The sequence below is a fragment of the Candidatus Propionivibrio aalborgensis genome (assembly GCF_900089945.1).
Lineage (GTDB): Bacteria > Pseudomonadota > Gammaproteobacteria > Burkholderiales > Rhodocyclaceae > Propionivibrio > Propionivibrio aalborgensis.
In genome coordinates this window covers 1-21276 of the sequence record NZ_FLQY01000135.1, presented here as the reverse complement: position 1 = coordinate 21276, position 21276 = coordinate 1, and the positions used below count along the sequence as shown (strand labels likewise).

The following is a 21276-nucleotide window of genomic DNA, read 5'->3' as shown; positions in this document are numbered from 1 at the left end:
CGCACTTGATGGAACGCCCGGTATAGCATGGAGGTCGCCGAGTGACCCATTCCGCCCCCGATATCAATGAACCTATGGTTTCTGTATGTATCGCCAACTTTAACGGCATGGCGGTGATCGACGATTGCCTGCGATCAGTGCTGGCACAGGAAGGGCAAACCCCGATCGAAATCTTGGTGCATGACGACGCCTCCAACGATGGTTCTGCCACCCATATTCGAAGCACATACCCCAACGTAGCGCTGCTCACAAGCCAGGCGAATGTCGGTTTCTGCGTTGCCAACAATCGCATGGTCGGCGTAGCGAAAGGGCAATATCTGCTGCTGCTTAACAACGACGCAGCGCTTTACCCGAATGCCATCGACACCTTGCTCACTGAGTCTGTGCGGCTTGACCAGCCCGCCATCCTTGGCCTGCCACAATACGATGCTGGGAGCGGGGAGCTGATCGACATCGGAAGCCTGCTCGACCCCTTCCTGAATCCGGTACCCAACAGAGATCCTGAGCGTGGTGCCGTAGGGATGGTAATGGGTGCATGTCTGTGGATACCCAAGGCGCTTTGGCAGGAACTCGACGGTTTTCCGGAGTGGTTCGGCAGCATTGGTGAAGACTTATTTCTTTGCTGCCGAGCGCGGTTGGCAGGGTATCCCGTTCGAGCGCTGGGCGTTTCCGGTTATCGCCATCATGTTGGCCAGAGTTTTGGCGGAGGAAAAGTAAACAACGGTCGACTTTCAAGTACCTTCCGGCGCCGTGCGTTGTCAGAACGGAACAAAACCTTCGTTTTGACCATGACCTACCCGACGCCCTATATGCAGCCGATGCTTCCCATCCATCTATTGCTGCTGCTCCTTGAGGGCGGACTACTTTCACTCCTGCACGGCCGTATCGCCTATTTGAAGGAAATTTACCTGCCAGTTTTTTCTGCTCTCTTCCTCCGACGCAAGAAACTTCTCGCAGCACGAAGGTTAATCATGAAGTCCGCACATCTTCCAAGCTCTGAATTTTTTGCGGTTTTCGATCCGCTGCCTCACAAATTGCGGATGCTGATACGTCATGGTCTGCCTATACTGAAATCAGAGCTGGCCCCGGGGAATCGGACAGAAGGATAAGTGATAGCCTTGCTCAACCAACGGTCGCGAAGCGACCATGAAAGTAAGCGTGCGGCGTCCACCATCTTGCTGGTGTTGGAGTAATCAAGCAGCGGCCGCGAGAGGGGGGCTACCGTACTGAGCTGATCGGCAACAGCCCAAGGCAGCAACGCGGCGACGCGATTGACCGGATGGTCGGCGATGCATCCAATGACGAAACGCAGATAGGCTTCCGGGTCGATATTGTTGAGTTTGGCCGAGCCGATCAGGCTGTAAATCGCCGCGGCGCGTTCACCACCGGCATCCGAACCCGCGAACAGATAGTTTTTCCGCCCCAGCGCCACGGTTCGCAGAGAACGTTCCGCCGCATTGTTATCGATCTCGATTCGCCCATCGCTCGTGAAACGGACAAGCGCATCCCAAAGCTTCAAGGCATAACGAATGGCTTCCGCCAACGCCGATCTTTGCGACAGATTTCGCAGCGTCTCCTGCAGCCAGTCGTGCAGGCTGGCCCGCAGCGGCGCAGCGCTGGCCTCTCGTGTCAATTGACGCTCAAGCGGCGACTTGCCCCGAATCTTTGCCTCAATCCCATACAAGACGCCAATTCGCCTGAGTGCCTCCGCCGCAACCGGCGAAGCGTGCGCCTTGTGCAAATCGAAGAACTTACGCCGCACATGCGTCCAGCACGCCGCCTCCTGGATCGTCCCGTCGGCATACAACGCATCGAAGCCGCCATAGGCATCAGCCTGCAAGATGCCCTTGAATGACTTCAGATGCGCCTGCGGGTGTTCGCCGCGTCGATTCGGCGAGTAGGCAAACCATACCGCTGGCGGATCGTCATTCCCTGCCGGTCGATCATCCCGGACATAGGTCCACAGACGACCCGTCTTCGTCCTCCCTTCGCCCGGTGCCAGGACAGGCACCGGGGTGTCATCGGCGTGCAGCTTCTCTCCAGAGAGCACATGCTTCTGAAGCGCCGCGACCAATGGCCCTAGCAACGCATTGAACTGTCCCACCCAGCCGGCCAGTGTCGAGTGCTCCAGTTCAGCCCCCTCGCGAGCACAAATGCGGCTCTGCCGGTACAGCGGTAGATTGTCACCGTACTTCGCGACCAGTACATGCGCCAACAGGCCGGGGCCGGCCAAGCCTCGGGCGATGGGCCGGCTCGGTGCGGCAGCCTGAACGATGGCATCGCAAATGGCGCTGGATAGCGGGCTGTGGGGCCAAGTCTATGCCGACGTGCTACACGAAATCTGGCGGCTGCGCGGTACGCTGCTAGTTGCAAGGCGCGTGGCCCAGGCCCGTCGCCGAGTCGGTTGAGGTGTCTGGCAGCGCGTTTTCTACTGGTGGCCCTGAAAGCTGACGCTACTGTGGCGTTACCGTTTGTCTACGATACATTGAGACGAATTCATCCCGCCAAGCCGGGGCACGGAGGTTGATTCCCCCTCAGGGCGGCGCGGGTCGCGTCGAGGTAGGCGCGCCCATGGGCCTGATCGGGTTCCAGGTGATTGCCTTCGGCCCATTCGTTCCAGGCGTTGATAAACACGATGCGTTTCTCCGGCGCGCGATGCTGCACAGTCCAATCGATCGAAAATTCCAGCCACCGACGATAGCGCTCAGGGGTCGCGCCGAGGAACACATGCGCAGCGTTCTGGCGACGTGCCGTGTTATCCCAGGACGGCATGACGCCACGCAACCAAGGATATTCTGGGGCCGGCACGCTCATGAAATTTTTGGCGGTCGCCCAGTAATCATAATAGATCCCCTTGGCCGCCGGGTTCACCGTTTCCGTCGGCACCGCGGTTGGAACCCCTCCCCCCAACGGCGGAAACTCGACGCCCGCGTCGAACCCCAGGCGGGTCGGGTCGACATGGCCGGCACCCAGCGTCAGGTTGTGAACACACGCCAGATAGATCTCACCGAGGCCCGCCTGCCGGCACTGACGCCTCCATATTTCCGTGGTGCGCACGGGAGCCGGCAGTAGTTCAGGCTTGTAGATCAGGATCAACGGTTTGCCATCGACCCTGATATAACGCTGGTCAGACAGCGCATCAAACAGACTGCGGATGAGCATCTCATCGTCTTCCTGGGAATAGCGCTGCTCGATGAGAACCTCACGATCATTTCCGTCCCAGGTCCTCGTCCAGTTTTCGTTTGCCCAGCAGACGCAGAAAGGCAGTTTCGGTTGGCCTGAGCTAAGCACCTCATCGAGCGGGCGATTCAGCAGACGCCGGCCATTGAACCAGTAATAGTAGTAGCAAAAGCCATGGATGCCGTGGGAAGAGGCGAGTTCGGCCTGCGCTTGTCTGACCTCCGGCAGGCGCAGGTCGTAGAACCCAAGTTCGCCGGGCAGGTGTGGCTGGTAATGCCCGGCGAAGTTGGGACGGGCCTTTGCGACGTTGGTCCACTCTGTAAACCCCGTGCCCCACCAGGCATCGTTCTCAGGTATCGGATGATATTGCGGCAGATAGAAAGCGATCAGGCGCACGGAACGTTTATCCAGTACCGATGCTGTTGGAAGTGCCCCCACCGGGCAATCATCCTCGGCCGCCTCCCCCGTGCCCGCCTGCTCGGACAGGCGCATGAGTTTGCTCCAGAACACCCGCGGGCCTTGGCTGACAAGCACCTTGACCGCGTTCCAGCCTAGCGCAAGCCATCCCCCGGCAACGGCGGCATGTGCCGGGAGACGACGCAAAATGGCTAATCGTAATGTTAGTTTCCTAGTGAACATGTCAGGCATCGCGCAAAGGCATCCTCACCTGCGCCGGAAAAACATTATCGGATGGGACTGCCGGGATGAATCGAACAGGAAACGCTCCAGAAAAAACATCTCGGCATATGCCTCCCTGGCATATTGCTCGGGTATAAAGGTCTCGCCATAAAAATCCGAAGTCATGGCACCCCCGCCGGTTACGCCATTGGCGTTGGAATGCACGAATTCACCGCGATCATAACGCGCGCGCGCTTCGTCAAAGTCGCTGAACATTATTGACAGTGCGTCCCGGTAGCCGCCAAACCCCTTGTCTTTCAGCGATTCGCAATAATCAAAAAATGGTCGCCCCCTTGTCGTCAAGGCGATCAATGCACCCGGCTCTGTGATGCGATGAAATTCGCTCATCCATTCGTGGCATGCCTTTTCTGACAAGTGCGAGAAGACCGAATACCCAACCACGTAGTCGAAAACGCCATTTGGCAGAGCGGTCGGTGGAAATGGGGAGGTCACATAGAAATTGTCACTTCTGAATGTCTTCTTGCAGATATCGACGAACTCGGCCATTACATCCACGCCGAAGATGTTTTCAAGCGGCATTTCACTCAGGAAGAATCTGGCGATGCGCCCCCAGCCCACACCGAAATCCAGCAGTTTGTCGACTTCGGACAGGGGTTTCCCCAATGCTGCGAATGTCTCCTGGCAATCCTGGTAGAAAACGAACGCCTCCATAAGGGTGCCCACCCCTGCCTTGCCGGTGGTATTGATCTGGATCGAATCAGGCGGGAAGCCGGGCAGTTCAACTCCCTTGTGGAATACTGGCGGGTGCTCGTAACTTTCGCACACCAATTTGAACCAATCATCCCGCCTGACGCTGGTCTTTTCCCTCCAAAGCTTGATCAGCATGCTGCCTATGGAATTCAACGAATGAGCCACTGTCACCTCTCAGATTCCTGGAATCGCTGTGTCAAACGCTTGCCTAACTCGATGCCCGGTGCTTCCACAAAGCGGAAACTCAAGGAACTGAACATCCAGACGAGTCCTATGGCAAAGAATGCGGCTATAAGAAAGTTCACCATTGTCACATCGGTCAGTTGCGTGATCCAGATGCGGAAGTCCAACTTGATTAGGGCAGCCATGATCATGGGGTGCAACAAGTAGAGACTGAAACTCAACTTGCCAAGATTTCGCAAGGGACCACTCACCAATACTGGATTGCGCGCATGGCATGCGGAGAGCAAGAGCATCGCGAACACAACGGCCCAGATACCTCGCTCAAGCCCAACACTGACGAGCATCGAGTACAGGTAATCGGAGTTGGCCACTATAAACGCGAGCAAGCCGGACGCCACCAGCAATCCCCACCCCAGGCCGGTCATCCGCGCGAACCGCATCGCCTGCCAGAGCCTCAAGGCGGCGACGCCGCCCATGAAGAAAGGCAGATGGGTCCCGAGGTTCATGTAGGCATAGCTACCCAGGCCCGAGGCAGAAAGGGTGCGAAAAACCTCCGTCGACAGCAAGCAAGCCATGACGAATGCGCCCAGGGCGGCCCACAGATTGGGGATCAGGACGACAATCACGGGAAAGATCAGGTAATAGAGCATTTCGATGCCGATCGACCACCCCGCCCACACGATACTCTCGTGCTGCCCTGGAACCAGGCCAAACAGGAAGCTCATGTTCAGAACGATCGTCAGGAAGGAGAAAGTCCTGTGCCAGACGACCCAACTGGCCAGCAACCATAAGCAGAGCATCGTGTAAAAGAGCGGCGCGATCCTGAACAGTCGGCGGATGTAGAAACGTTTGATTTGTGCCGGCCTGTCGAGCCTGTCCGCGTAGCCATAGGCGAGCGCGAAGCCGCTGATGGTGTAGAAAAGGGGGACGCCAAGGCCGAAGTGGGTCGAAATGAAGCCCAGCGAACTGGGTAACGGAATCTTGACCAGTTCAGCCAGATGATAAAACAGGATCATGAGCGCCGCGACGCCACGAAGCGACTCAACCGACTCGATATACTTGTGGTTAGATTCAGCCAATCTGATCGCACCCTGCATGACGGGCAGGCGCTGGGCTCACGGATGCAGGATCAGATTTTCTGAGAACATAAAGATCTTGATGCCCCCACCAATGGGCTTCCTTGAGCATCGTGATGGGCTGATGCAAATGCCGATCTACTGCTGTCCGAACAAATTCCGTTGTAACTATTGTATTCCCATAGTCTTCGGCATCCAGGTCCTTCTGCTCGCTGCTTGGAATATGCCAGATTCCGTTTTCTGGAATAACCGGGTTGCCGAAATGCTTGCGGCTCTGTAGTCCCTGAGTAGTGAATATCAGATATCCACCCGGCTTCACCTTGTCGAATAGGCACACCAGCCAGCGCGACCAGGTCAACTCCGGCATGTGTGAAAAGAAACTCAACGCAAACACCGCGTCGTAACTGCCGCTTTCTATCGCTAGATCCTCCGGCCTGGCCGAGGAAAGAATCGCATTGGTGGCAAGTGTACGTTCGATGAAATCACAGGCCGCTCCGTGGATGTCGCAGGCAACGATATTGACCGGGGACAACGCCCCGGCCAAATGCCGGGTCACGCAACCATAGCCGGATGCGAATTCAAGCAAGGTGGTTTCCGGGCTACGCGCCAGCTCCATTTCCGTGAAGAGCAGGTGGCCGAGCATCCTTGCCGACTGCTGACCATCCTCAAAATAGTATTTCACTGCCTTATCCAGGGAGCTGAACACCGGGTTTTCGATCAGAAACCGGAAGATATGGTCCTGAGGGTGCACCACTGAAATGGCCCCGGTTTCCACCGCATACCTGCGACAAACGTCCAAGAGCCGCTTTTCACGGTAGCCCGTCAGGTTCAAAACAATGGCGCCGGCGCGCCTTGGGATGGCGCACAGGAACCTCCAGAGCTTGCGCGGGATTGATTGTGGATTCAATTACCCTGCTCCCCCATTATCCAACCCATCATTGCCCCCTTCACCTTGATGTCCACGATGACCAGTGACCGAGTCGAATCGGCTCCACACTATTTGCAGAAAATCGATGCGCGCATTATGACTGACAGAGAAGGCCGGTATCGACCCGGAACCAAGCCCATGTAAGCCTGTTCAGGGACATTCGCACAAACCCAACTCGTATTGATTGAATCACTTTTCCAGCCCGGCCAGATATCCCGCCGCTTTGGCGCTGATTTCCTCTGAAATATCCACACTCCCGCTTATCAACGCCTGCACGCGAGATATCTCAAGCACAATATCCGGCCTGGCGCTACCTGCGATCACGCCCTGACGGTGCCGCCTGTGACAGTTGGCGGCACGAGGCGAATAGGCAATGCTTCCATGCTGCAGAATGCGAAAATACGTCACCCAATCGCCGGCACGCGGGAAAGCGGCGATTTCATTGCTGTACCGCGTGAACACCTCGGCCAGAACCTCACGGCGAAATACCACCCCACTGACATTGGGGATAGTGTTCATCACCGCCAATGCCTCCCGAATCTCCTCCTCGCCACTCGCGACGTAGGGCTGCCGCCAGCGCTCGCACGACACCACGCTAAGATACTTCTGGTAATGCGGCGACATGACCCGGCCCTTGGCGTTGATCTGACGTGAATCGCAGTAACTCAGCACGGCAGCCCTCGCCACCAGCGGCGGCAGGACCGTGGCGAGGAAATCGGCATCGCAACTGTCGTCGGCTTCAGCGATCCAGACAAAGCCCCCCCCAGCCATTTGTACGCCATGTTGCCACTGCCCGAAGACGCTTCCGCTGTTGGTGGAATTAACCCTCAGAACTGCTTCGATTCCGGCCGCTGAAAGCCACTCGGTAATTGTTCGCAGACTGCTATCGGTCGAAGCATCATCAAGGATGATCAGTTCGTAGATCGGCAAGCTTTGATCAAAAATGCTGTTCAGACGCTCCTTGAGAAAGTTTGCATAGTTGTAGTTTGGCACGATGACCGAAACCCTGGGCAGTGCGATGCCGAGCAAGGCGCACAAGTCGAACAGATAGGGGCGGAAGGCAAACCGGCTGTCCAGCAGTTGCTGACCGGCCAGGCCGAGTTGCTTGAGCGTCTCTGGCACATCGAGCAAACGAAGGATAGCCTCGGCGAAGGCCAAACAATCAAGCGCAGGCACCACGATGCCGCCGGTATCCTCCAACAGGTGTGCCGCTCCACCGGTGCCAGCGAATGCTACTACCGGCACTCCGGCATCGAATGACTCCAACACCACATTAGGGAACGGATCCTCACGGGAAGTTAGCGCGTAAACATCCGACGCGGCATGGTAAAGCGCTGTATCCGCGTCAAAGCCGACGAAATGAATATGCCGACGCTGGGGATGATCATGCAAGCGCGTGTCGATTTCCTGGCGGATGCCGCTTTCCCAGTGGCCAACCCAGACAAACTCGACATCGTCCCGGCTGGCCAGGACCGACAGCGCGCATTCGACGAACAGGTCCGCTCCCTTGCGCCGGTCGCCATACCCCACCGCGAGCACGACCTTGGCATCGGGAAGCAGCTGGAGCCGTTTGCGCAACTGGTCACGCGCGGCGGGCTGCCGCCAACGCCAGCGGTTACGGCGATACAGGCCCTGTGGACGAATCACGATCTTCGCGGGATTGACCGTTGCATAGCGGGCAAACCCTTCCGCGACAACCGGAGAGGGAAACACCACAGCATGGGCATCCTGGGCGATCTGAATCGCTTGCGGCTCCAGACCGTAATCGCGGATCAGGCCCGGCAGTTCATGCACCAGGCAGATGCTTTCGATCCCGGCCGCGTGAAAGATCGGGATGATCCAGCCGGAGACCGTGGAATTAACGATCGCGCGCCGATAGCCACGCTGGGCCAGCCGTTCCGCCCAGCGCTGCATTTCCGGATGCCCGGCGTGCCAGCCGGTAAGGTCATGCACCGGGGCGAGCGCAGCGAACTCAGGCTTCAGCTTGCCTGGACCGAGCAGGACCACCTCCACGTCGAGATGCAAATCGCGCCTGAGGCCCCGCACCATGCCGAGCGCAAGAAACTGCGCGCCGTGCGGATGTGCGTCATGCGAGACGACCAGAAGCTTACCGACCGCATCGGCCAGCAACGCGTTGCGGGTCGCTTCCAGCCAGGCATAGCCGTAGCGCCGATCCGGCTCCAGATAGGCCCCCTCTGCCCATTCATTCCAGGCATTGACGAAGATCAGGCGCTGATCCGGCTGCGAGATGCGGGCACGGGTTTCCGCGATGGCGTTGGCCAGCCACTTCTCATAGCCTTGCGGCGTATGGTTAATCAACACCGTGCCTCTACCGCCACGGCGCGGCGTGTTGTCCCAGCGGGGGCAAACCCCGCGGAACAGCGGATAGCCGGGAGCCGGGTAATCGTAGGAGGCCTTGAGGTAACTCCGCCAGTCGTAAACAGCGCCGGCGAAGTCAGCCGACAGCGGGGTGACTTCTTGCGCTACCAACGGCTGGGTGGGATTGTTGGGGGGGAACTCGACGGCGGCATCGAAGCCGTAGGTCTTGGGATTCGCACGCTCGAAAGACTGGGTATAGGCGAGAAAGATCTCGCCGATGCCAGTCTGGCGGCACCAGTCGCGCCAGCGCCGCGCGGTCGCCGCCGGATCGGGCAGCACTCCAGGTCGGTACACCAGCAGCAGCGGTTTGCCGTCGACGCGTAGATAACGCGCGTCCCGCAGGTAACCTGCGACATGGCGGATGAAGGCGAGGTCATCCTCGGCGCTGTGCCGTTGCGCGATCAGCACTTCGCACTCCTTGCCATCCCAGGTCCGGGTCCAGTTCTCATTCGCCCAGCAGAGGCAAAACGGCAGGTCGAGCGCACGCTCTTGCAGATAGTGCTCAAGCGGTTTCTCCAACAACCGCTTGCCGTTGAACCAATAGAAATAAAAGCAGAAGCCGCCGATGCCATATAGCTTGGCCAATTCGACCTGCCGCCGTAACACCGCCGGCTCCAGCAAGTCGTAGTAGCCCAGTTCACCCGGCTCATGGGGCTGGTCATGACCGACAAACTGCGGCTGCGCGCGCCTGACGTTGGTCCATTCAGTGAATCCGTCGCCCCACCAGGCATCGTTTTCCGGGATGCGATGGAATTGCGGCAGATAGAAGGTGATCAACCGCGCCGGCAGTGATTTTGGTAGTGGGCGCTCACGTAGTGGCACGTAAGCAGGTTGCAGGTTCGCGGTGATAAGCCAATCGTCCAGTTGAGGCCCGGCAACAGCCAGCCCTCTGCGAAACAGCTGCATACACGTGGTGATAGCGCGTCGCATTGGGGGAAAACTCGCCGTCCATCTGGCCAGCGTACGCATAACGTGTACTTGGCGCCGAACCATTCCGGGTAACTGCAAACCACGCCAGTGCGAGCGCACATGAGCGACTCTATCAATAAATTTCATGGCATCCTGGCCATGGTCTAGCGTTCTTCTGATTCCGGGCGCCTGCGAGCCAGCGCGCGCAGGGCATGCTCAATCAGTCGCAACGGGCGGGTGCACCGCCAAGAGCGCGACCGGTATATCTCTTGCAGACGCGCATTGTGCTGGGCCACTGTCCTCTCAAGAAGGGAGATCTCGCGGTCCTGGTTAGCCATCCAGCGCAAGGCCGGCAACATGTCCGCCAACGCCGTTTGCATACGGTTGAATGCTTGTGTGAAATCGGTATCGTCCAGAGCAACCTCATCACGTGCGGCCTTTTGCAGCCAGTCATAGGCGACCGAAACAGGTTTGGGCAGTGCCGGGTCCAAACCAAATTCCATGCGCGAATGATAAGTATGGCGCATGCCTGCATCGAGAAAGTCAGAGGTATATGCCGACAGCTTGGCAGGGTCTGGCGGCCGTAGGGAGAGCGCCCTTGCCACGCGCGACCACTGCTGGCCAGGCTGTTCCAGCAAAAGGTCATAGTCGACCACCACTCGGAGTTGGCCATGTGTGCCAATGATCGCCTGCACCAAGTGCTCCTGCCACAGATAGTACGATTTCTCTAGCGGAAAACGGTTGCGTGCCTGCAGGGACTTAGCGACGCTGATCGGGTTGCGCACCACGATGAGGTAGCCCACGTCGCAGGCTTCACGTTCGGCCACAGCTTTCCAAAACGACAGTAGCCGTGCTGTGCGCGGATCTTTAAATCCCCAGCAACGACCATGGCGGAGCTTTTCTCGAAATAGCGCGCCGGCCTGCTGTTGCAGGGCAGAGATATCGGGGGCATCGGTCAACTCCCAACCTACCAACCCAAGCTGATCGTAGGCCGAGCCGATTCTGGCCAGCAGCGCTTCGTTAATGGCGAGCACGGCACGGTCTTCCCAGAACCCCTTGGGATTGTCAGCACCGGGCGGATGTAGATTTTCCCCCAATTCGATGCCTAGTGTGCTCAGGCCACGGGAGACGGCGCTAGTACCACTGCGATGCATCCCCAGCACTATGACGAGTCGGTTGCGGTCGATCTGCATCTGTCCTTACCTGTGTAGCGTCATCAACAACTATCCCCGTTGGCAACAGGCTGTTCTGGTGCATCGGCCATTCGCAACCAGTGCCAGTTTGCCTCGAGATCAAGCAATCTCGGCGGCCTATCAAACTCTCTCGCATCGGCGCGGACACTGAAGGGAGACAGCCCTTCGGCATAGCAGATCACCCGAAAATCCCGATCTCGCACGGCAAAGCGAACGCAGTACTGCCCGGGTGCCAGCGGCAAGTTAGGCAAGCTGTACTCAACCATGTGCTCGCCGGCCAGTAGCCTCAGGTTAGGCTCCACTTGCCTGGTCGAAGAGGCGCTCAGTGTTTGCAGATCAATCGTCTGTGTGCCCACGATCAACTCGGCGTCGACCAGCGGCTCCCGTAGGAGAAAATGAATCCGGATGCACAGCGGTGCCCCGGGCAAGACTTCCTCCACCACGCCGCCATCCGCCCCGACAATATGGGCCGACAGCACGTCCACCTCTCCGGTCGTTTCGATGCGTGCCCGCTCGCCTTGCGCAGCCTGGGCCATCTGCTTCAGGTCGCCATAGTTGATCTCGCCGGCTTGGCCGCAGACCTTGTGTGAATGCCCGTCGGCAAGAAGGCCGCCTTCCTGAAGGAGCAGGGTCCGTGCGCAAACACGCGAAATCTGCCGAAGGTCATGACTAACCAGGATCAGCACCCGTTGGGGGTCGGCCGTCAAGGTCGCGAGTCGCTGAAAGCACTTGCGTTGAAACAACATGTCACCCACTGCGAGGGCCTCGTCAATCACCAGAATGTCCGGATCGACATGAACCGCCACCGCGAACGCCAACCTCACAAACATCCCGCTGGAATATGTCCGTACCGGCTGGTCGATAAACTCGCCGATATCGGCGAAGGCGGCAATATCCTCGAAACGTTCTTCAATTTGCGCTTGCGTAAAGCCTAGCAGGGCTCCCTGGAAATATACGTTCTCCCGCCCAGTAAACTCCGGGTTGAAGCCCGCACCCAGTTCTAGAAGGGCCGAAACCCGGCCATTGACTTCTACCGAACCCGAAGTCGGCTTCAGGATGCCGCAGATGAGTTGCAGCAACGTACTCTTCCCCGAACCGTTTCGACCAATAATGCCGACTGTCTCACCTTTCTTAATTTCGAACGAGATATCTTTAAGTGCGGTGAATTCGCGGTGGTACTGCTTGAGCCCCAGGCTGAAGAACTGCTTGATGCGGTCGCCCGGATGCCCGAAGAGCCGATAGGTCTTCGAGAGATTGCGGACGGAGATGGCGACGTCGTCAGGGAGCATGGTCGGAAGAATTTCGCTCTAGGAGACCAATCTGCTACAGCGGCGCGAACCCTGGCACGACAAATCTTTCGATTCCGATTTGATCCTGATCAACCACCAAATTCGGTATCGGAGGCGCTTGGTACGGCGCAGAAATGCCGGCGGAGTGGGCAGCGTCTTGCGGGTACCAGCGAATGCGCGGGTCAAGTGCCACGGTATTCATGCCAATACACAATACAGGGCAATAAACGGGGTCACTCCCAACCCCTCTCTTTGAGTTCGTCCAGCATGCGGTTGGCCGTGGAAATCAATGTGGCGGTGTATTCATGTCCTGCCTGTAGGGCATTGGAGAGAATTTCGGGGTCTTCGACGTATTCATGCACCATCTGGTTCCTCAGCTTGCGCATGGTCAGCCAATCATCGGTAGATTTGATCAGATCAAGACGTTCGGCCCTGTCGAGGTTATCGATCATCGTGGCGGGTGTTTCGCCAAGCGCAATCAGAATCAGGGGGAGTAGCTTGCCCCCGATAGTGTCTTGCAATCGCCCCAATCTGCCAACGAACGCTTCCACACGCTCTGCCTGTTCGGGATCAGAATCAAGTTGCTTGGCGCGTTCGGCAGAAAATGGCTTGTCGAAAAGACGCTGGTCGGTGCCAGCGAGATGAAAGCATTCCCGGCGCACCACGCGGCTCAGGAACTGCAATCGCAGCCGAAGCTTAGTGTCTTGAATCATAGTGGCTGGCCTTCGCTGATGGCGATATCATGAATCGGGAGCCGTAGGAGGTTGGGCGCTGTCAGTAGCACATCCACCTTGCGACCATCTATCAGACGACTGACCTTGGCGGAAATCTGAGCAGAGAGAAGGGCTGGGTTGGCAACGGGTTCATCCAGTTCGATCAAGAGATCAAGATCCCCGCCTTTGGCATGATCGTCCAATCGGGAACCGAATACGCGTACCACTGCCGGCCTTTGGGTAATTTGGCGTGCCAGTTTCACGATCTCGGCGGCTTGATGATTGGAGAGACGCATGCTGTGATTGTAAGTGAATCTGATCGTAGGGCGCTGCTTTCGCGGCACCAACTATTCACCCGGAAGTCAAAGCGCATCGGCAAATTCGTCACGACTGTGGCGGAAGAACGCATGACCCAGGAGAGCGGCAATGGCGCCGAATAACAGCGCGGCTCCCCATGCCGGCCAGGAAATCGGATGTGCAAGAATAGCGGCGCGCGCGGCCTCAATAACCGCGCCTAGAGGATTGAGCGCATAGACCGGTCGCAGAAACTCAGGCACCGCGCTGGCCGGGTAGAACACCGGCGAGAGGAACAGCAGCATTTGCACGAAAAGCGGCACGATCTGCGTCATGTCCTTGATGAACACGCCCCAGGCGGCGAGGAACCAGGCGGCGCCGATACCGAGTAGCACGGCCGGCAGCAGCAGCAGGGGGAAGAGCAGTATGCCGGGCGAAAAATTGCCCGTCACGGCGAGTGCCGCCACCAGGATGAAGAAATTGAAGACGGCGTGCACCAACGCGGCTCCGAGTGGAACAAGTGGCAGAATGCCCAGCGGAAAGATGATCTTCTTCACATAGCTGGGAAAACCGCGCACCGCAGCCGGCGCGCGCGATACGGTTTCGCCAAAGAGGTTGAAGGCGATCAGGCCGCAGTAAAGAAGCAGCCAGAAAGGCACCCCGCTATCCTGATGGGGCCAGCGCGTTTGAAATACCTGCCCGAAGATGAAGGCATAAATCGCCAGCATCAGCAGCGGGCTCAGGAAGATCCACGCCACGCCAAACATTGCACCACGGTAACGCAACAAAACATCGCGCTTGACCAGTTGACCCAACAAATACCGGTGCATCCAAACTTCGGCAAAGACCTTCAATGGGTTCAGAACGATGGCACTCATGGCTGCGGAAGCACTCCACGATCCTTAAGACAAGACATGACTTGGTCGACACATTGTTCCAAGGATAGCCGCCCCGTGTCCACAGTCAAATCCGGAGTGAGCGGCTCTTCATACGGTGAAGAAATGCCAGTGAAATCACAAATTTCTCCTGCACGCGCCCGACGGTACATACCTTTCACATCACGGGCTTCGCAGACTTCCAGCGGACAGCGGCAATACACTTCGACAAAATCTTCAGGATCGAAAAGTTCGCGCACTCGCAGGCGATCCGCGCGATAGGGCGAAATGAACGCGGTCAGGGTAATCACGCCGGCTTCGGCAAACAATTTGGCCATCTCACCGATGCGACGAATATTCTCCATGCGGTCGCCTTCCGAAAAACCCAGATCACGGCACAGGCCGTGGCGCACATTGTCGCCGTCGAGAACAAAGCTGCGGCATCCGATCTCGTAGAGTCTCTGTTCAACGGCGTGGGAGAGCGTGGACTTTCCAGAACCCGACAAACCAGTAAACCAGACAACCAAGCTTCGATGCCCGCTCAAACGCTGCCTGGCAGCACGAGTGATCGATGCTTGATGCCAAGTGATATTGGTTCTTTCACCCATGGCTCCTCCCGTCACACAGGGCAACGCCCCGGATGACTTCAGGCGTCACCGAGGTATGCAGGTACACACTGTGGCAGCGCTTCGGCCGGGACAGCAAGTTGGGCATACTGAAGATGGCGAAGTTGTGACGCCTCGATTGTCTCACGCTCTACTATCATCGGCGCAAGTTGAGCCATACAAATGCAAGAGAGATAGTTCCGGAGATTCGGGCAATCGGATAAGTGATATTTCTGCTCCACTGGGCGACGGAAGTCACCGACCAACAGGAGCAGAGCGCAATGAGAAGACCGAGACGCAACCACACCGCTGCCTTCATGGCCAAAGTGGCGATAGCCGCCCTCAAAGGCGATGAGACCCTTTCCGCCTTAGCGGAAGAGTTTGATGTTCATCTGAACCAGATCACGCGGTGGAAAACGCAATTGCTGGAGAATGTAGTGGGCGTTTTCGCGACGGCAGCCGAGAAGCAATCAGCCGTTCCCGACCTTAAAGACCTGCATGCAAAGATCGGCCAGCAGGCACTGGAGATTGATTTTTAGCCGGCGCGCTCGGTCGCGTGGGCGATGCGAGCGCAAAACGATGATCGACAAGGCACACGAACTCCCGGTGACTTGGCAAGTTCAACTGCTCGACCTCCCACGTTCGACGGTGTTTTACCGGCCTCAGCCGATGTCGGAAAGCGATCATCAGTTGATGCGCCGAATCGACAAGTTGCATCTGGACCATCCCTTTGCCGGCGCGCGCATGCTGCGCCACATGCTCCGGCTGGAAAAGATGGCAGTCGGCCGCCAACACATCAGCACGCTGATGAAGAAGATGGGCATCGAAGCGCTCTACCGCAAGGCCAACACCAGCCGACGGAACCAGGCGCACCGGAGATCATGAACACCGACCAACGCAGCCAGTTCACCAGCTCAGCGTTTATCAGCGTGCTTAAACAGAACAAGATCCAGATCAGCATGGATGGCAAGGCCTGTTGGCGCGACAATGTCTTCGCCGAACGGCTCTGGAAATCCGTGAAATACGAGGAAGTCTATCGGCACGGCTACGATACCGTTTCCATTGCACGACAGGCTCTGAACCGGTATTTCGAGTTTTACAACCGCCGTCGCCCGCATTCAACCCTTGACGGAATGACACCCGATACGGCCTACTTCAACCTCAGCAAGCCGCCGCTCGCCGCGGCGGCTTAAACCTCGGTAGAAATATCACTTAAAAAAAGCCGAAATCCTGTCCAACTCGGCGTGGCCATCTCTTTATGAGCTAAATTCGCAAGAAAAATCTATCCGCGCTACGTTCTATTGACGCGCTTACGAGGAGACAATATGAGTAAAATTGCACTCATCACCGGTATAACAGGCCAGGACGGCGCCTATCTCGCCGAGTTCCTTCTCAACAAAGGCTACGTTGTGCATGGCATCAAACGACGTGCTTCGCTCTTTAACACGGATCGTATTGATCACCTATATCAAGACCCGCACGCCTCGCACCGAAATTTCGTATTGCATTACGGCGACCTCACTGACTCCAGCAACCTGATCCGTATCATTCAGTTGGTACAGCCCGACGAGATATACAACCTCGCTGCCATGAGCCACGTGGCAGTGAGCTTCGAGACCCCCGAATACACTGCTAACGCCGATGGAATTGGCACACTACGGATCCTCGAAGCCATTCGCATTCTTGGCCTCGAAAAGAAAACGCGATTCTATCAAGCAAGCACTTCCGAACTCTATGGTCTTGTACAGGAATCCCCTCAGAAGGAGAGCACCCCATTCTACCCGCGCAGCCCTTACGCGGTTGCTAAGCTGTATGCTTACTGGATTACCGTCAACTACCGGGAAGCCTATGGACTGTATGCTTGCAATGGCATTCTTTTCAACCATGAATCCCCGTTGCGCGGTGAGACTTTTGTGACCCGAAAGATTACGCGAGCTCTGGCACGCATCAAGCTCAATCTGCAGGACTGCCTCTATCTCGGCAACCTGGATGCACTGCGTGACTGGGGGCACGCGAAGGACTACGTGGAGATGCAGTGGCTTATGCTCCAGCAAACACAACCGGAGGATTTTGTTATTGCCACCGGTACACACTACAGCGTTCGTGATTTTGTGAACGCTGCCGCCAACGAACTGGGGATTCAGATGCGGTGGCAAGGCAGTGGAGTTGGTGAGACCGGCACCGACCAAAAAGGCAAGGTCATTGTCAGGGTTGATCCCGATTACTTCAGACCCACCGAGGTCGAGACTCTTCTTGGAGACCCAACAAAGGCCAAAGAAAAACTGGGCTGGACTCCAAAAACCAGCTTCAGTGAATTGGTAGTGGAAATGGTTCGCGAAGACCTCAAGAGCGCTGAGCGAGACGAACTCGTCAAGACACATGGCTATACCGCTTATAGCTTCAACGAGTAGCGTTGAAATGAACACGTCCGAAAGAATATATGTCGCCGGCCACAGTGGGCTTGTTGGTTCGGCGGTTGTGCGCGCACTTAGGGCTGAAGGTTCTTCCAACGTACTGACACGAACCCACGACGAACTTGACCTGACTAACCAGACCGCTACTGAAATATTTTTTGCCGAAGAAAAGCCAGCCTATGTTTTTCTGGCTGCTGCCAGGGTCGGCGGCATTGTCGCCAATAGCACCTATCCAGCCGAATTCATTCGAGATAACTTGGCAATACAGACCAATATCATCCATGCGGCCTACAAGAACAACGTTAGACGTTTGTTGTTTCTCGGTTCCAGTTGCATCTACCCCAAGCTGGCTCCACAGCCAATTAAGGAAGACTGCCTGCTCACCGGCTCACTTGAGCCGACCAACCGTCCGTATGCCCTAGCCAAGATCGCCGGCATTGAAATGTGCTGGAGCTACAACCGGCAATATGGAACCCAATATCTTGCTGTAATGCCGAGTAACCTCTATGGCCTGGGCGACAACTACGACCTGAGCAACAGTCACGTCATCCCGGCATTGATCCGAAAGTTTCACGAAGCAAAGCAGCGAAATGAAAAAGAGGTTGTCGTCTGGGGCACCGGCACCCCCAAGCGCGAGTTTCTCTTCAGCGAAGACATGGCAGATGCATGCGTATTCATCATGGGCCTGCCGGACAAGCAGTATGTCAGCCTACTCGGAAGTGACGATTCCAAAACCGGGAAATTTGAACCGCCTTTGGTCAATATCGGTGTCGGGAGGGATGTGACGATCAAATATCTGGCTGAAACCGTCAGGCATGTGGTTGGTTATAATGGCAAGATTGTATTCGATACCAGAAAGCCCGATGGGACACCGCGCAAATTGCTGGATGTTTCGCGATTATCCCAAGCAGGATGGCAAGCAAGCACCCAGTTTGAGGAAGGCTTAACCCGGGCTTACAAGGATTATCTGACCAACCAAGCTTGACGTCGGGTGCGCAACTTGCGGGTTGGGCTGGCGCGCAAAAGCAGATCGCTTTTTCACCGCACCCGCCTGACGCTGGCGCCCAGCCTGGTCAGTTTTTCTTCGATCCGCTCATAGCCCCGGTCCAGATGGTAGATCCGCTCGATCAACGTTTCGCCTTGCGCAACCAGCCCGGCGATGACCAGACTGGCTGACGCACGCAGGTCGGTTGCCATCACGGTTGCACCATTGAGATGCTGTACGCCGGTGACCAGGGCGTTGTTGGCGTCGATCTTGATGTCGGCGCCAAGCCGGATCAGTTCGACGGCGTGCATGAATCGGTTCTCGAAAATCGTTTCGCGGATCACCGCCGAGCCTTCGGCCACGCAGTTTATGGCCATGAACTGCGCCTGCATGTCGGTTGGGAAGGCCGGGTAAGGCTCCGTGCGAACGTTAACGGCCTTAAGCCGTTGAGGTGCCTTGAGCACAATCCCATCAGGCTCGGCCAAAACGTCGCAGCCGGCTTCACGCAGCTTCTGCACCACCGAGTCCAGGTAGTCGGCCGAAGTGTTGGTCAGGCGGACGGCACCACGGGTCGCTGCGGCGGCACAAAGATAGGTGCCGGTCTCGATGCGGTCGGGCATGACTGCATGCGACGCGCCGTGCAGGCGTTCGACACCTCGAATCTTGATGCTATCGGTTCCAGCACCTGATATGTGAGCGCCCATTGAGGTCAGGCAATTGGCCAGATCGAGCACCTCGGGTTCGCGCGCGGCGTTCTCGATAATTGTTTCACCTTCAGCCAATACGGCCGCCATCATCAGGTTTTCGGTGCCGGTCACCGTCACCATATCGGTCACGATGCGCGCGCCCTTCAGGCGGCTGGCCTGGGCGATGACGTAGCCGTTCTCGACGCGGATTTCGGCACCCATGGCCTGCAGGCCCTTGATGTGCTGATCGACCGGCCGCGCACCTATGGCGCAACCTCCGGGCAGCGAGACCTTGGCCTCGCCACAGCGCGCCAGCAAGGGACCGAGGACGAGAATCGAGGCACGCATGGTTTTGACCATGTCGTACGGTGCGGCCGGATTGTTCAGGTCATGACTATTCAAAATTAGGCCATCGCTCCCATCCATCGTCACCTCGACGCCCATCTGCCCGATCAGGCGCAACATGGTCGATACATCGTTGAGATGCGGCAAGTTGGTTACATGCAGGGGCTCTGCGGAAAGCAGGCTGGCGCAGAGTATCGGCAGCGCAGCATTCTTGGCGCCGGAAATTGATACCTCTCCGTGCAAGGGTGAACCACCCTGAATCAGCAATTTATCCACGCAGCGCGCTCCACTCTTCCGGTGTCACGGTCTTCATCGAAAGAGCATGCAGCTTGCCACTATCAAAATGCGAACGCAGCAGAGCATTGACCAATTGCTGACGCTGCACCCGGCTCTTGCCGATGAATTCTGCACTGACGATGAGCGCCTCGAAGTGGTCGCCGTCGCCCTCGATGTTCAGCAGCTCGCAGGGCAAGCCTTCGGCGATGATTTTCTTGATTTGTTCGGAGTGCATCATGGTTCAATTCCTCAACTTGTAGCCGCTGCGCAACAGGCCCAGCGTGATCAGTGCAACGACAATAAAACTCCCGGTAACAACCAACAGACTCATTTCGGGCGACACGTCGGAAACACCAAAGAAACCGAAACGAAAACCGTCGATCATGTAGAACACCGGATTGAAATGCGAAACCTGCTGCCAGAACAAGGGTAGAGAATGGATCGAATAGAAAACGCCGGAAAGCATGGTCAAAGGCAGGATCAGAAAATTCTGAAAACCGGCAAGCTGGTCAAACTTATCAGCCCAGATGCCCGCGATCATGCCCAGCGACCCCATGATACCGCCGCCGATCAGGGCGAAGGCCAGAATCCAGATGGGCGCCACGAAACTCAGCGATGCGAACCATCCCGTCACCAGAAGCACTCCAATCCCTACCATCAGACCACGCAACATGGCGGCAACAACATACGCGAAAAAGAATTCGACATAGGAAATAGGCGGCAGAAGCACGAACACGATACTGCCAGTAACCTTGGACTGGATCAGGCTTGAAGAGCTGTTGGCAAAGGCATTCTGCAGAATCGACATCATGACCAGCCCGGGAATAAGAAAGGCGGCGTAGCGCACGCCATTGACCAGCAGGTGTGCATCCAGAACATGAGAGAAGATCAGCAGGTAAAGCAGCGCCGTCAGGACGGGCGCGGCAACTGTCTGGAAGCTCACCTTCCAGAAACGCAGCACTTCCTTGTAGAGCAGGGTCTGGAAACCGGTCATTGCGTCAGAACTCCCGCCCGGCATCGGTTCCCCGCATTACGCCGACAAAGACGTCTTCCAGGTCCGTCTGTGTCAGGCGCAGATCTTCAATCGTGCAACCCGCTTCGCGAATACGCCCCAGCAAGAGCTCGATTTCGTCAAAGCCAGCCAGCCGAAAGACGTGGTGTTCTTGATCGGCTGTTGACCGCGCGCGCAGGTCTTCCGGCAGCCCATCGCAACGGCTCAGACGCAGCTTCAGGGTGTGCCCCGCGTAGCGCGCGAGCAAGTTGCTCGTCGAATCAAGTGCAACGACTCGCCCCTGCTTGAGCATGGCAATGCGCCCACACAACGCCTCGGCCTCTTCAAGATAATGTGTGGTCAAAATGACCGTATGCCCTTCGCGATTGAGTCGCTGCACGAACTGCCACAGCCCCTGGCGCAGTTCGACGTCAACGCCTGCCCGATTTGCTTGATGGAAACGGCGACGCCCATGACATCTGAACTCAACAGCAAGGGCGCAAGCGCCGATCAGGCGAGCGGAAGAGAATCGGAAACCCCGTAAAGCTCGGCCTGGCTAATCATGC

At 57.2% G+C, this 21276-nt stretch carries 17 protein-coding genes and 3 pseudogenes; 4 read left to right on the top strand and 16 right to left on the bottom strand.

The genetic code is table 11. From position 1 onward, the window contains the following. Window positions 1-41: 41 nt before the first annotated feature. Window positions 42-1109, top strand: a complete 1068-nt coding sequence (locus tag PROAA_RS08215; RefSeq protein WP_245664210.1) for a glycosyltransferase family 2 protein — start codon at window positions 42-44, stop codon at window positions 1107-1109. A gap of 128 nt (window positions 1110-1237) precedes the next feature. Here PROAA_RS08215 and tnpC read toward each other — a convergent pair. The 12 genes and pseudogenes from tnpC to cysC form a co-directional block, all read right to left on the bottom strand. Continuing rightward, window positions 1238-2284, bottom strand: a pseudogene (tnpC, locus tag PROAA_RS08210) (IS66 family transposase); the annotation flags it as partial. A gap of 212 nt (window positions 2285-2496) precedes the next feature. Further along, window positions 2497-3672 (bottom strand): glycoside hydrolase family 99-like domain-containing protein, encoded by a 1176-nt coding sequence (locus PROAA_RS08205; protein WP_186410883.1) that lies wholly within the window; start codon window positions 3670-3672, stop codon window positions 2497-2499. 477 nt (window positions 3673-4149) lie between these two features. Next, window positions 4150-4530, bottom strand: a pseudogene (locus PROAA_RS19380) (class I SAM-dependent methyltransferase); the annotation flags it as partial. A gap of 206 nt (window positions 4531-4736) precedes the next feature. After that, on the bottom strand, window positions 4737-5831 hold the full coding sequence (locus PROAA_RS08195; RefSeq protein WP_186410881.1) for an acyltransferase family protein: 1095 nt from the start codon (window positions 5829-5831) through the stop codon (window positions 4737-4739). Continuing rightward, window positions 5824-6660, bottom strand: a complete 837-nt coding sequence (locus PROAA_RS08190; protein ID WP_222102164.1) for a class I SAM-dependent methyltransferase — start codon at window positions 6658-6660, stop codon at window positions 5824-5826. The genes PROAA_RS08195 and PROAA_RS08190 overlap by 8 nt, the downstream gene beginning before the upstream one ends. A 285-nt stretch (window positions 6661-6945) precedes the next feature. Beyond that, window positions 6946-10041: a glycoside hydrolase family 99-like domain-containing protein gene (locus PROAA_RS08185; protein WP_222102163.1), complete on the bottom strand. Its 3096-nt coding sequence runs from the start codon at window positions 10039-10041 to the stop codon at window positions 6946-6948. A gap of 167 nt (window positions 10042-10208) precedes the next feature. After that, on the bottom strand, window positions 10209-11237 hold the full coding sequence (locus PROAA_RS08180) for a sulfotransferase family protein (protein ID WP_186410879.1): 1029 nt from the start codon (window positions 11235-11237) through the stop codon (window positions 10209-10211). 23 nt (window positions 11238-11260) lie between these two features. After that, complete coding sequence (locus tag PROAA_RS08175) at window positions 11261-12526, bottom strand: ABC transporter ATP-binding protein (protein WP_186410878.1); 1266 nt, start codon at window positions 12524-12526, stop codon at window positions 11261-11263. A gap of 233 nt (window positions 12527-12759) precedes the next feature. Next, on the bottom strand, window positions 12760-13239 hold the full coding sequence (locus PROAA_RS08170; protein WP_186410877.1) for a hypothetical protein: 480 nt from the start codon (window positions 13237-13239) through the stop codon (window positions 12760-12762). Then, entirely contained in the window at window positions 13236-13535 is a 300-nt protein-coding gene (locus PROAA_RS08165; RefSeq protein WP_186410876.1) for a nucleotidyltransferase domain-containing protein, read from the bottom strand. The genes PROAA_RS08170 and PROAA_RS08165 overlap by 4 nt, the downstream gene beginning before the upstream one ends. A gap of 66 nt (window positions 13536-13601) precedes the next feature. Further along, the gene (locus PROAA_RS08160) at window positions 13602-14411 is read right to left on the bottom strand and encodes an ABC transporter permease (RefSeq protein ID WP_186410875.1); all 810 of its coding nucleotides are present in this window, start codon (window positions 14409-14411) and stop codon (window positions 13602-13604) included. Continuing rightward, on the bottom strand, window positions 14408-15016 hold the full coding sequence (gene cysC, locus PROAA_RS08155; protein ID WP_186410874.1) for an adenylyl-sulfate kinase: 609 nt from the start codon (window positions 15014-15016) through the stop codon (window positions 14408-14410). Before cysC ends, PROAA_RS08160 begins: the two co-directional genes overlap by 4 nt. Window positions 15017-15294: 278 nt before the next feature. Between cysC and PROAA_RS08150 the strand changes: the two are divergent. From PROAA_RS08150 to PROAA_RS08140, 3 genes and pseudogenes are all read left to right on the top strand, one after another. Next, window positions 15295-16206, top strand: a pseudogene (locus PROAA_RS08150) (integrase core domain-containing protein). Between the two features lie 132 nt (window positions 16207-16338). Continuing rightward, window positions 16339-17424: a GDP-mannose 4,6-dehydratase gene (gmd, locus tag PROAA_RS08145; protein ID WP_186410873.1), complete on the top strand. Its 1086-nt coding sequence runs from the start codon at window positions 16339-16341 to the stop codon at window positions 17422-17424. A 7-nt stretch (window positions 17425-17431) separates the two neighbouring features. Next, window positions 17432-18412, top strand: coding sequence for a GDP-L-fucose synthase family protein (locus PROAA_RS08140; protein ID WP_186410872.1), 981 nt, complete (start codon window positions 17432-17434; stop codon window positions 18410-18412). 53 nt (window positions 18413-18465) lie between these two features. Here PROAA_RS08140 and murA read toward each other — a convergent pair whose 3' ends face one another. From murA to PROAA_RS08120, 4 genes are read right to left on the bottom strand one after another with little or no spacing between them, the layout of a single operon-like run. Continuing rightward, on the bottom strand, window positions 18466-19719 hold the full coding sequence (gene murA / locus PROAA_RS08135; protein WP_186410871.1) for a UDP-N-acetylglucosamine 1-carboxyvinyltransferase: 1254 nt from the start codon (window positions 19717-19719) through the stop codon (window positions 18466-18468). After that, the gene (locus PROAA_RS08130) at window positions 19712-19957 is read right to left on the bottom strand and encodes a BolA family protein (protein WP_186410870.1); all 246 of its coding nucleotides are present in this window, start codon (window positions 19955-19957) and stop codon (window positions 19712-19714) included. Before PROAA_RS08130 ends, murA begins: the two co-directional genes overlap by 8 nt. A 3-nt stretch (window positions 19958-19960) precedes the next feature. Next, window positions 19961-20713, bottom strand: a complete 753-nt coding sequence (locus PROAA_RS08125) for an ABC transporter permease (protein WP_186410869.1) — start codon at window positions 20711-20713, stop codon at window positions 19961-19963. A 4-nt stretch (window positions 20714-20717) separates the two neighbouring features. Then, window positions 20718-21110 carry an ATP-binding cassette domain-containing protein gene (locus PROAA_RS08120; RefSeq protein WP_186410868.1) on the bottom strand — a complete coding sequence of 131 codons (393 nt, stop codon included), beginning with the start codon at window positions 21108-21110 and terminating at the stop codon, window positions 20718-20720. Window positions 21111-21276 lie beyond the last annotated feature (166 nt).